Source organism: Enterococcus sp. DIV0240d (assembly GCF_051711245.1).
Lineage (GTDB): Bacteria > Bacillota > Bacilli > Lactobacillales > Enterococcaceae > Enterococcus_D > Enterococcus_D casseliflavus.
This window is the reverse complement of sequence record NZ_JBIOMG010000001.1, coordinates 1,419,989-1,431,030: the sequence shown is the minus strand read 5'-3', so window position 1 is coordinate 1,431,030 and position 11,042 is coordinate 1,419,989. Positions and strand designations below refer to the sequence as shown.

The window sequence follows — 11,042 nt, the reverse complement described above, 5'->3', positions numbered from 1 at the left end:
AACTTTTGAACAAAAAAAGTGTTTATTGCTAAAAAAACAATTAAATTGCGACCTCTCGCTGACATTCTCCTTCCTGATCGCCAGAAAAGGTTGAAGCAAAACAAGCCATTGATCCATTGTGTTCATATAAAACAAGCACGCCAATACCCCAAAAAAGCATTCCTCGTTTGAATGATAAATCACCAACCGAAGAATGCTTCGTATTTATTCTACTTTATGAGGGAACTTCCTCACTCTCGATGTAGCAATAGACTCGCAGATCAGGCAAAGCCTGTTTGATCCGCTGTTCGATGGTATCGATAAATATGCTTGGTTCTTCGGGTCCTAGCTTCAAGGCAAGGTCGGCGACGATCAAAAGTTCTTCTGGACTTAGATGGAGGGTTCGCAAATCTTTGATTTGAATGATGGCAGGATCGGCTAAAATTTGTTTGATCGCCATTAAATCAGAAGCAGAAGCGCCTTCTCCAATCAAGAGGCTATAAAATTCTTTGGCTAAAAAGACAGCAGCAGCAATCAGCAACAATCCACCCAAAATGCCGCCGAGGGAATCAAATATCGGATTATCCGTCAATGCGGTCAATAAGATTCCTGCGATGGCGATCGTCACACTACCTAAGGCAAACAAATTTTCCGTGAAGCCTAAAAGCAGATCGGAATCGCGGCTTTCTTTTAAGAAACGGACGAGGGGCTGTTTTTGCTTGTTTTGTTCTTTGACTTCTTGCCACCCCTCTTGAACAGCTGTCACTTCAATGAACAAACTGACAAATAAGATCGCTGCCACCAGCTGGAGCTGTTCCACTTCGTGGGTGGGGTCTAGCAGATCACGGCTGGCTTCAACAACCGCTAAAATTCCACCACCTAAAAAAACTGTCATGGCAACTACAGTACTAAAAAAATAGGTCGCTCGTCCTTCACCAATGGCTAGAAGTCCTTGATCGATGCAATCGATTAGACTATGGATACTTTCATTCATCAAGACTGCACTGCCGCTAAAGAAGTAGCCGATGGCTTTCATGATCAACCCTAAGACATGGGTCAGCAAAACGATTCTACGGGCTTTTTGCTCTTGCTGTTTTTCCATCATACTTCCTCCTTCGGTGTCGGACTCGCTGTAACAAGCTGTCTCTTTTCTTAAGCATAGCACTGCACTTCCTAGATGAAAACGAAAGTGGCTTGCGGGTCTGACCTTGTCTTCACTGGGGTTTAAAAAGGACTGAGGGCACAAAAAAAGTCAGGATCGCTCCTGACTTTTTTCTCTTGATTAGTAGCCGGTTCCGTCATCAACGACTTCCGAGCCGTATCCGTCGCCAGTTCCTGCACCGGTTTCGGTTCCTGTATCGGTACCTACGCCGGTTTGGGCTTCTGTATTCGCATCTGCTTGTGTATCTGCGGGTGCTTGACCTAATGCTTTCAACATATCGTTACGAATTTCATTGTAAGAATAGTCTTGAATATATACGATCGATTGTCCATCATAAGATTCCCCATCGTACCATTCAAAGGTATGTTTTTGAATATCGAATCCAGACAACATATTGCCTGCTAAAGATACTAAGTCTTCAAACTTGAAGTTTGTATTCACGTCTTCGCTGACTGAGTCTAAGATTTCTTGGTACTTGGTGACATTATTGATTTTCAAAGCTTGGTGGATCGCTGCTTCAATAACTTCTTGCTGACGATTTCCTCGATCCACATCGGTATCCATTTTACGGATGCGGGCAAAAATCAAGGCTTGTTCACCGTTCAACAATTGACGACCTTCTGGGATCAACGTTTCTCCCGTGTTGTCTGAAGTATATTTCTTGTTGATGTCGTAAGGCACATCAACAGTGATCCCTCCGATGGCATCGATGATTTTCTCAAAACTGGTAAAATTGATGTTTACGTAATAGTCAATTGGCAATTGCAGGTAGTTTTGGACTGTTTCAATCGTTGCGTCTTCCTCACCAATCGTGAATGCACTATTGATCTTGGCGGTAGCAGCAATCGTCCCGGTTCCTGTTCCATCATAAATGTTGGTCCAAATGTCTCGAGGGAGACTGACCATATCGATTTTCTTGTTTTCGCCATCGTACACCATGTAAATCAAACTGTCGGTACGGGCACTGTCCAAATGTTCTGTCTTTTCACGTTCCGCATCATTATCAACACCCATTAACAAGATCCCAAACTTTGAATTCACGTCAGAAGCTTTTAATGAGTTGTCCTGTTTACTTTTATTAGAGCTGATCACAGCGGATTCTTTAAACATTTTATCCACTGAATTTTTTGCTGCATAATACGTATAGCCGGCAAATAAAACGATGCCTGCAATGGCGAAAAGAAAGATTCCTCCAATAATCACGCGTTTGTTGCGCGCTTTGTGGGCTCTTTGCTGTTTATATCTCGTCTTTCTATCCATAGTGCCTCCTTCATTTCTCCTGAATTGCTCTCCCCGATTGTACCAGAATTTTTACGATCCGCCTATTTTTTTAAGAAGTTTTATTCTTTTTCTGTGAAGTCCTTTAAACATTCCTTAAAAATAATTCTGGGATTGAAAGAAACTTGGATAATTAGTCAACTTCTATGGATATTTTATTAAAAAACGAGTTTTTTCATTCACCCTTTTTGGAGGGATCAACTTCTTTTTCGACAGTCAGCTGAATAATTACACCAAAGGGATCGCGAACACTTGCATAAAAAAACGCAAAAGCATTCTCACTTGGTGCTTGGATCGTCTGACTGCCTTTTTGCCTCAATCGTTGATAAAGCTTCTGAGCTATTTGGCTCTCCGCTAGCGTCAAACTCAGTGACAAGTGATTGCCTCGCTGAATGGTCTCTCCTTCAACTAATGGATTGTCTGCCAGCTGTAACTGAAAATCTCCGATCTGTAGGATGGAGTGAGAAAGATACTGTTCTTGTCCCGCAAGAATCTCCAGCGTTGGATCAAGTCTCTCACGATACTCCTGGTTGGTGATGGCAAATAAGAGGGTTGCGTCTAGTGTTTCTTGATAAAATTGAATGGCTTCTTGTGCTTTGCCGTCTAAGGTTAAAAACAAAGCGATTTGGGGTTCGATCATTTGTTGGTTCCTCCTTTTCTTGTTACCATAAGTGTAACTGTGAATATTGCCAAAACTTGGCACCATTGGAGAAAGAAATGAAAAAATCAGAACGCTTAACACAGGAACTATTGTATTTACAAGGAAAAACCACTTTTCATCTAGCCGATTTGATGGAAACCTTCGCAATCTCAAAACGTACAGCCGTCCGTGATGTCCAATCATTGGAAGAGCTGGGCTTGCCTCTCGTAGTAGAAACCGGTCGTTATGGCGGCTATCAGATTTTGAAAAATCAACTGACCCCCTTGTACTTTGACAAAAATGAACGGTATACCCTTTTCTTTGCTTTGCAGCTCTTACAAAAATTAACCGATTCTCCTTTTGATCGGAGCTATCAAGGGCTACGGCGAAAACTGTTGCAGTCTTTTTATCAAGGAGACACCGAGTGGTTAGAAAAAATGGAGACGGCGGTTTCGTTTCAAGGGGTGCCTCAATTGACGAGTACACCGATCCTCTCAGCGCTTTTTTCAGCGATCGTACAAGAACAGGTCATCCAATTTAGCTATCAGCGTTATCAAAAAACGAACAAGACCGTACAACCCTATCAGCTGGATTTTCGCGCTGGTTACTGGTATTGTTTGGCCTATGACTGTCAAAAGCAGGCTTTTCGCCGCTATCGCTGTGATGCAATGCAGGGACTTGCTCCGACTGAAAAAACAGGCTATACCTTGCAGCAGTTAGCTGAAAAACAGCTGCAGCAACAAGTGTTGACACAATCACTGGGCTATCACATCCGCTTTGATCTATCGGCAAAGGAACGCTTGTGGCAAGAAAAATATCCTGACATGGCAGTGGTGGAACGTTCTAGCGAGCTTTGCTTAGAGGGGCACATTGCCGACAATGAGCTGGGTTTTCTGGCTGATTTTCTCTTGCAATTTGGTCCAACCATCAAAGAAATCCACCCGTTAGTCCTCAAACAAGCGTATACTGAAAAAGTTCGGCAAATGCTGCAGCCATTTGCAACGGACTGACCGCTTTCCTGCATTGATTACTGATTGCTTGCTTGCGGCGAAACTGATTCTAATTGATAAGGAGTTTTCTACCCATGTTTCTTTTAAATAAAAAAATCTTCCAAGCGTTGGCTGCCCCCTATAGGACAGAAGGGGCTGCCATCGGCTATGCAAAATGGCAGTCCTTCAACGCCATCACCAGCCGTAGCCTGCTCGTCTTGGATAATCAGCAATTGACGATTTTGGCGTTGAATCTTTTCTCGACAAAAGTCGTGCAGCACAAAAGCATACCGCTTGCTGAGCTGAAAAAACAGCACAAAGATCCTGTTGTAGGGATGCTCGTCCCGATTCGCTTTACTTATAAAGGGGAAACCTACCGTTTTCAAATGCAGCGAGTGATCTTGCCCTTGGGAGATTGGCAAAAAACCTTTCTTGCCCGCTGGCAGTCGTGGTAAATGAGCAGCAACTGGCAAGGTTCGTTTTCCTAGAAAAAGACTTTTCAAGTGATTTACACTTTTTTTGCAAGAAAATAAACAGATTTTTCAAGGGATGTTTTCGGCTATTTCGTTCTATGGTAAGATGTCCCTAAAGAAATGGAGGCTGTTATGGGTTTTATTGAAAGTGAACGTTTACTGCTCCGTCCGTTTCAAGAAAGTGATTTTGCCGATACCTTTGCTATTTATCGGCAAGCGGAAGTCTGCCGTTTCTTACTTCATGAGCCTTGGCAGACAGAAACGGTAGCTGCGGCTTTTGCCAAAAAATGCCAACAGCACGCCTTGACGGACCAAGCAGGTCTTTCTTTGGCAGTACTACACGATCAAACGGTCATCGGCGATTTATCGGTGTGGTCTACTGGTCAGCCATCTTCCGTTGAAATCGGCTATGCCTTCCATCCGTCATTTGGCGGACAAGGGTTTGCTCAAGAAGCATTGAAAGAATTGTTGGGCTGGTTGTTTGCCAGTCAGAAGATCCATCGGGTCCAAGCGACGCTAGACGCCCGCAATCAGGCCTCAGCTAAGCTTTGCCAACGCATAGGATTACGCCAAGAAGCACATTTTATCCAAGACTGGTGGAACAAGGGGGAATGGACCGATAGTTTGGTTTTTGCCTGTTTGGCCAGTGAACATCCTGCTCATCCGAAATAATTTAGGAGGTTTTTTATGATTAGCTTGTTACGCTATGCCAAGGATTATCGCAAACAGATTATTCTTGGTCCGTTTTTCAAATTTTTAGAAGCGGTGTTTGAATTGGTCCTGCCTTTGCAGATGGCCGCTCTAGTCGATGAGGGGCTACGGCAAAACAATTGGTCGAAAGTCGTTGAAATAACGATCTGGATGATCGTGATGTCTGTGGTAGGCATGATCTGTGCCGTCATCTGTCAGTATTATGCTTCCGTCGCTTCTCAAGGCTTCGGGACGGAACTACGCAATCGCTTGATGAAAAAAATCAACACCCTTTCCCATAGCGAACTAAACTTATTCGGGACGGATACCTTGATCACCCGAATGACCAACGACATCAATCAGATGCAGATTGCTTTGGCGATGCTGATTCGGCTGGTGGTCCGTGCGCCCTTCTTAAGTATCGGTTCGGTGATTATGGCCTTTGTCATTGATTGGCAAGCTGGCTTGATTTTCCTACTCGTCTTACCGCTCTTTTGTATCGTCTTATTCTGGATCATCGCCAAAACCGTGCCATTATATAAGAAAGTTCAAATTCATCTCGACGAATTGAACGAACTAGTGAGTCAAAATTTAAGCGGGATTCGGGTGATTCGTGCTTTTGCCCGCACAAAAACGGAAACGAAACGCTTTGATAAGGCAACTGATGATTTAAGTGATGTCTATTTACGGGTGACAAACCTGTCTGCTTTATTGACGCCTGCCACCACCTTGATCATGAATGTCGGCATTATCGCGTTGTTTTATATCGGTGGATTCAAAGTCAATATAGGCAATTTGCAGCAAGGACAAGTGCTGGCACTGGTCAATTACATGAATCAAATGCTCTTAGCATTGATCGTGGTTTCCAACTTAGTGATCATCTTTACTCGTGCCGCAGCATCTGGTTCACGGATCAACGAAGTGTTAGCCACTGAGCCGTCGATCGGCGACGAACTTTCAGAAGTCTTTATGGATCAGCCGAAAAACAACGTCGGAGCGATTCGCTTTGAGCACGTTGATTTCCGCTTTTCAAAAGAATACGGATTAGCCTTGAAAAACATTGATTTCCAAGTCGCACCGGGGTCTATTTTAGGTATCACTGGACCAACCGGGAGTGGGAAATCTGCCTTGACCCAATTGATCCCCCGCTTCTACGATGTGGCAGAAGGCAAAGTGATCGTTGACGGGCACGATGTGCGGAAATGGCCTTTACAGCAATTACGCCAAAAAATCGCCATGGTGCCTCAAACTGCCGTGCTGTTTACGGGAACGATTCGAGAAAACTTGCAATGGGGTAAAAAAGATGCCACCGATGAAGAGTGTTGGCGAGCACTCGAAATCGCTCAAAGCCGCGACTTCGTTGAAGCCTTGCCGCAGCAATTGGATACCCCGATTTTTGAAGGCGGCAAGAACTTTTCTGGGGGACAAAAACAACGGTTAACAATTGCCAGAGCATTGATCGCTAAACCAGATATCTTGATTTTGGATGATTCTCTAAGTGCCCTTGACTATCAAACCGATCTTGATTTGCGGATGGCTTTAAAAGAAAGCATTCGTGGTACGGTCATCATCATCTCCCAACGGGTTCGCTCCATTCAAGATGCGCAGCAGATCTTAGTCTTAGACCAAGGGAATTTGGTAGGCAAAGGGACCCATGAAGAGCTACTGGCAACGTCAAAAGAATACCAAGAAATCGTGGCATCACAGGCAGAGGAGGAAGAAGCATGAAAAAGAAATCATTCGATTGGTCGGCCTTTCGTCGCTACCTCCCTTATTTGACTGCCTACGCGAAGGAAACTTGGGCGGCAGTTGTCCTCGGGATCGCTGCTGGTGTTTCCTCGGTTTATATGACGTATCAGATCGGTCAAGCCGTCGATCAGCTGATAGGTGCCGATCAAGTGCAGTTCAGCGCCCTCTATCGCATTTTGCTTTTGTTTGCCGGAGTGGTTTTAGTGACTGTGGTCAGTCAATGGTTGATCCAGCGACTAGGCAACCGCGTGGCGTATTTATCCGTCGCCGACTTACGTAAAAAAGGCTTTGCCCATCTCAATACATTGCCGTTGCGCTATTATGACCAAAACTCCCACGGCAACATCGTCAGTCGCTTTACCAACGACATGGACAATATTTCCATTGCCGTCGCTGCAGTCTTTAACCAGTTGTTCTCTGGTATTTCGGTCGTCTTGATCGCCTTAGTCGTCATGCTGCAAATGAGTGTGCCCTTAACGTTGGTCGTATTGGTTTCGACCCCGATCATCTTTTTGGTCAACTGGATCGTGGCACGAACGTCTCAATCGCATTTTGCTCGCCAACAAGAAATCGTCGGCGAAATTTCTGGCTTTGTTACGGAAATGATCGGCAATCAAAAAATCGTCAAAGCCTTTGATCGAGAAACCATCAACCAAAACCGTTTTGAAACGATCAACCAAGAATTGAATGTCCGGGGGCAAAAAGCACAGTTTTCTTCTTCTTTGACCAATCCCCTTTCACGATTCGTCGATCACTTGGCGTATCTGTCAGTCGGCTTTGTCGGCGGTCTGCTTTACTTTTCTGGTTCAGGTGCTGTCACGGTTGGGGTGATCTCCAGCTTTACGATCTACTCCAGTCAGTTTTCGAAGCCATTCATTGAATTGTCGGGAATTACCACCCAGATCCAAACGGCATTAGCTGGACTTTCAAGAACCTTTGAGCTATTGGATCAAGAGCCAGAAACAGCCGATGACCAAGAATCTCAATCACTGGGTGAGATCAAAGGCGAGATTGCCTTTGAGGAGGTTTCTTTTGCTTATGATCCTGGTCAAAAATTGATTGAAGATTTCACTTTTACCGCAAAACCTGGAGAAACCGTCGCGATCGTCGGAAAAACTGGTGCTGGTAAATCGACGTTGGTCAATTTATTGATGCGTTTCTATGATGTTGATAAAGGGGCAATCAAGATCGATGGCACCGATATTCGTCAGTTGAAACGAGAAGAATTACGGCAAAGCTTCGGAATGGTCTTGCAGGATACGTGGCTCTTTGATGCCTCTTTACGAGAAAACCTGCAATACGGCAATGACACTGCCACAGATGAAGAAATCTATGATGCCTTAAAGCATGCCTATATGTATGAGTATGTGATGCGCTTACCAGAAACACTAGATACACCGATCGGTCATCAAGGAATCAAGATCTCTGACGGGCAACGGCAGCTATTGACGATCGCCCGCACGATGATCAGCAACCCACCCATGCTGATTTTGGATGAAGCAACCAGTTCGGTTGATACTCTGACTGAGAAAAAAATCCAAGATGCTTTCTTGAAAATGATGGAAGGCAAAACCAGCTTTGTGATCGCCCATCGCTTATCAACGATTCGAGCAGCAGACAAGATCCTGGTGATGGATGCCGGTCAAATCGTGGAGCAAGGAACCCATGAAGAACTACTAGCAGAACAAGGCTATTACTACCGCCTGTACCATGCTCAATTCCAACATTGATCAGCCATACCACAAACCCCCATCAGCTCAAAGGTACCTGCTTGAGCTGACGGGGGTCTTTTTTTATTTATTGGTTCCAAACATCGGCATATTCTGGTTTGCGTTCAAATTCTTTTTTGGCAAAGGTACACAAAGGAATGATTTTCTTTTGTTCTTTGCGGGCTTTTTCCACCCCTTTTGCCACTAATTTTTCGGCCAGACCTTGGCCCCGATAAGCGGGATCGACAAAGGTATGGTCAATGATCAAGCGTGTTTCGCCCGCTTCCGACCAGGTCATTTCACCGATTTCTTTGTCGCCGTCTTTTAACACAAATCGAGTGTTTTCTTCTAAGATTTCCATGGTTCTTCCTCCTTGTATATTAGAGTTAGGGTTTTAACCTTCCGGTTTTGATTGGATAACCCTATGAACCATCGTTATTTTAATTTGGTATTAACTCATTCATTTTGAGATAATATATTTATTGGATTGAGAGGCTATGCCGTTGCCTCCTTGAGTTTTGAAGCTCGTAATCGAAAGACTGGCACCTCTCTCTGATAAGTGGATTACGTATGAGTTAGATGTTGAAAGTTTTTGCTTTACTCCGTATCTCGTACAAGGTAGTGACGCTTTTCAGTTGAGCGGGTTTCAATCCAAAATATTTTTTTAGAAAGGTCAAATGTATGTACTTCTTAGGAATTGATATCGGCAAGCGAACTCACGTGGCTTCTTTAATGAGTGAAGAAGGTAAAGTGATCCTAAAAGGTTTTTCTTTCCCTAACACTACTGAAGGAGCTGATTCCCTGATTGAGCGGCTTTCAAAATATTCAGAGACTCCCGCTGACTTTATTGTCGGAATGGAAGCTACGGGTCATTATTGGCTCTCCATCTTTTCATACCTCCACGAATCAGACTTTTTGATTCACGTTGTGAATCCTCTTCAAACCGATGGCTGGCGCAAAGGAACAGAAATCAGACAACGAAAAAATGATATTATTGATTCTGTTTTGATTGCTGACTTGATGCGTTATGGTTCCTTTGTAGAAACAGTATTGTCTGATGAAAATGTTTTTTCGTTAAAACAACTTTCACGTTACCGAACCTATTTAGTAGGTACCGCAAGCGACTTCAAACGAAAAATCATAGCTGTACTAGATCAAGTGTTTCCTGAATATGCATCAATTTTTTCTAAACAAGGTATTTTCGGAAAAGCGTCTAAAGAGTTATTGCTTGAGTTTAGTTCTCCTATAGAGCTAGAAGAAATTTCGGCAGAAACGTTGGCTCAATACTTAGCTGAGTTAAGCAGGAACCGAATAAAGCCAGAGAAAGCAGATCAATTGAAGCAAGCAGCTTCTAACTCCTTTGGAGTGAAATTTGCTCAAGAAGCTTTTACATTTCAATTACGCTCCATGATTGAACAATTGAAATTCATCGAAAGCCAAGTAAAAGAAACTGAAAAAGAAATTAAGCGCATAATGAGTAATTTAGACTCTGTTATTCTCACAATCCCTGGAATCGGCCCTATAAATGGCGCGACAATTCTTGGTGAAATTGGAGACATTCGCAAATTTTCTAATCCGAAAAAACTGGTTGCTTATGCTGGCATAGACGCGTCTGTGTCCCAATCTGGGCAATACGAAGCAACACATAATGTTATGAGCAAGCGTGGATCTCCATACTTACGAAAAGCCTTGTTTTCAGCTGCTCTAGTTGCTTCTCGATGTGATCCTGTTTTTCGCGCGTTTTATCAGAAAAAAATTTCTGAGGGAAAGCATCATCTGACGGCCTTAGGTGCTGTTTCTCGTAAGCTTTGTTATGTGATTCATGCTATTTTAACTAAAAATGAACCTTATAAGATTGTTTCCGATTAGCTATTGAACAATCAAAAAAATCTAATAGTGAAAGGTCTATTTGTTGTACTCATTTTTTGGACTTAACTGTTATAAAATATTTTTTTGATTTAGCTAATTTTCACTTGACTCTATATAGTTAGTCTTTAATATGTACTTTAATGCACCGCTGGGGCAAGTGTGGATCACTTGTGCCGCTTGCGCTGCTTCCCCGTTATCAGGAATCACCCATGGGCGCCGTCCAACTTCAAAAATAGCGGGATTGCCCCGCACACAGTTGCCGCTGTGAGTGCAAATTTCTTTATTGTAATAAATATCGATCGCTTCGCCACGATACTTCCGATATCCTGCAGCGATCAACCCTGCTTCTGTTTCCTTGCCTAGTGGCTGTTCGTCCATGTTGAACACCCTCCTCTTATTGATTGTCAGAAGCAATCTGCCTGCCTCCTCCTTCATCATACGACTTCTCGAGAAAAAAATAAATCATTTGTTCAAAAATAACCTCTCAGTTGCCGATCATTAGCC

The 11,042-nt window shown here is 43.5% G+C and carries 11 protein-coding genes; 6 read left to right on the top strand and 5 right to left on the bottom strand.

All coding sequences use genetic code 11. The features are described from left to right. Positions 1-214: 214 nt before the first annotated feature. The 3 genes from IGJ25_RS06745 to IGJ25_RS06735 all read right to left on the bottom strand — a co-directional run bounded on the left by IGJ25_RS06745 (position 215) and on the right by IGJ25_RS06735 (position 3,059). Positions 215-1,084, bottom strand: coding sequence for a cation diffusion facilitator family transporter (locus tag IGJ25_RS06745; protein ID WP_438779192.1), 870 nt, complete (start codon positions 1,082-1,084; stop codon positions 215-217). A 177-nt stretch (positions 1,085-1,261) separates the two neighbouring features. Beyond that, positions 1,262-2,401 (bottom strand): LCP family protein, encoded by a 1,140-nt coding sequence (locus tag IGJ25_RS06740; RefSeq protein ID WP_086292080.1) that lies wholly within the window; start codon positions 2,399-2,401, stop codon positions 1,262-1,264. A 193-nt stretch (positions 2,402-2,594) separates the two neighbouring features. Next, on the bottom strand, positions 2,595-3,059 hold the full coding sequence (locus IGJ25_RS06735) for a VOC family protein (RefSeq protein WP_060793041.1): 465 nt from the start codon (positions 3,057-3,059) through the stop codon (positions 2,595-2,597). A gap of 77 nt (positions 3,060-3,136) precedes the next feature. On the opposite strand from IGJ25_RS06735, the gene IGJ25_RS06730 reads away from it, so the two are divergent. The 5 genes from IGJ25_RS06730 (at position 3,137) to IGJ25_RS06710 (ending at position 8,690) form a co-directional block, all read left to right on the top strand. After that, positions 3,137-4,069 (top strand): helix-turn-helix transcriptional regulator, encoded by a 933-nt coding sequence (locus IGJ25_RS06730; protein WP_225000932.1) that lies wholly within the window; start codon positions 3,137-3,139, stop codon positions 4,067-4,069. Positions 4,070-4,143: 74 nt separating this feature from the next. Continuing rightward, on the top strand, positions 4,144-4,503 hold the full coding sequence (locus tag IGJ25_RS06725; RefSeq protein ID WP_438779191.1) for a hypothetical protein: 360 nt from the start codon (positions 4,144-4,146) through the stop codon (positions 4,501-4,503). A gap of 150 nt (positions 4,504-4,653) precedes the next feature. Next, positions 4,654-5,193, top strand: coding sequence for a GNAT family N-acetyltransferase (locus IGJ25_RS06720; protein WP_438779190.1), 540 nt, complete (start codon positions 4,654-4,656; stop codon positions 5,191-5,193). Between the two features lie 15 nt (positions 5,194-5,208). Next, entirely contained in the window at positions 5,209-6,939 is a 1,731-nt protein-coding gene (locus IGJ25_RS06715; RefSeq protein WP_438779189.1) for an ABC transporter ATP-binding protein, read from the top strand. Beyond that, positions 6,936-8,690 (top strand): ABC transporter ATP-binding protein, encoded by a 1,755-nt coding sequence (locus IGJ25_RS06710; RefSeq protein ID WP_010747846.1) that lies wholly within the window; start codon positions 6,936-6,938, stop codon positions 8,688-8,690. The genes IGJ25_RS06715 and IGJ25_RS06710 overlap by 4 nt, the downstream gene beginning before the upstream one ends. A gap of 67 nt (positions 8,691-8,757) precedes the next feature. Here IGJ25_RS06710 and IGJ25_RS06705 read toward each other — a convergent pair whose 3' ends face one another. Further along, positions 8,758-9,030, bottom strand: a complete 273-nt coding sequence (locus IGJ25_RS06705; RefSeq protein ID WP_438779188.1) for a GNAT family N-acetyltransferase — start codon at positions 9,028-9,030, stop codon at positions 8,758-8,760. A gap of 320 nt (positions 9,031-9,350) precedes the next feature. On the opposite strand from IGJ25_RS06705, the gene IGJ25_RS06700 reads away from it, so the two are divergent. Continuing rightward, entirely contained in the window at positions 9,351-10,538 is a 1,188-nt protein-coding gene (locus tag IGJ25_RS06700; protein WP_438779187.1) for an IS110 family transposase, read from the top strand. A gap of 93 nt (positions 10,539-10,631) precedes the next feature. On the opposite strand, the gene IGJ25_RS06695 is transcribed toward IGJ25_RS06700, so the two are convergent. After that, positions 10,632-10,916: a (4Fe-4S)-binding protein gene (locus IGJ25_RS06695; protein ID WP_438779186.1), complete on the bottom strand. Its 285-nt coding sequence runs from the start codon at positions 10,914-10,916 to the stop codon at positions 10,632-10,634. Positions 10,917-11,042: the final 126 nt, after the last annotated feature.

Excerpts from the sequence above, each read along its gene's own strand:
- IGJ25_RS06740 (WP_086292080.1), bottom strand. The coding sequence starts at position 2,401 with ATGGATAGAAAGACGAGATATAAACAGCAAAGAGCCCACAAAGCGCGC.
- IGJ25_RS06710 (WP_010747846.1), top strand. The coding sequence starts at position 6,936 with ATGAAAAAGAAATCATTCGATTGGTCGGCCTTTCGTCGCTACCTCCCT.
- IGJ25_RS06695 (WP_438779186.1), bottom strand. The coding sequence starts at position 10,916 with ATGGACGAACAGCCACTAGGCAAGGAAACAGAAGCAGGGTTGATCGCT.
- IGJ25_RS06720 (WP_438779190.1), top strand. The coding sequence starts at position 4,654 with ATGGGTTTTATTGAAAGTGAACGTTTACTGCTCCGTCCGTTTCAAGAA.
- IGJ25_RS06700 (WP_438779187.1), top strand. The coding sequence starts at position 9,351 with ATGTACTTCTTAGGAATTGATATCGGCAAGCGAACTCACGTGGCTTCT.
- IGJ25_RS06735 (WP_060793041.1), bottom strand. The coding sequence starts at position 3,059 with ATGATCGAACCCCAAATCGCTTTGTTTTTAACCTTAGACGGCAAAGCA.
- IGJ25_RS06745 (WP_438779192.1), bottom strand. The coding sequence starts at position 1,084 with ATGATGGAAAAACAGCAAGAGCAAAAAGCCCGTAGAATCGTTTTGCTG.
- IGJ25_RS06715 (WP_438779189.1), top strand. The coding sequence starts at position 5,209 with ATGATTAGCTTGTTACGCTATGCCAAGGATTATCGCAAACAGATTATT.
- IGJ25_RS06730 (WP_225000932.1), top strand. The coding sequence starts at position 3,137 with ATGAAAAAATCAGAACGCTTAACACAGGAACTATTGTATTTACAAGGA.
- IGJ25_RS06705 (WP_438779188.1), bottom strand. The coding sequence starts at position 9,030 with ATGGAAATCTTAGAAGAAAACACTCGATTTGTGTTAAAAGACGGCGAC.
- IGJ25_RS06725 (WP_438779191.1), top strand. The coding sequence starts at position 4,144 with ATGTTTCTTTTAAATAAAAAAATCTTCCAAGCGTTGGCTGCCCCCTAT.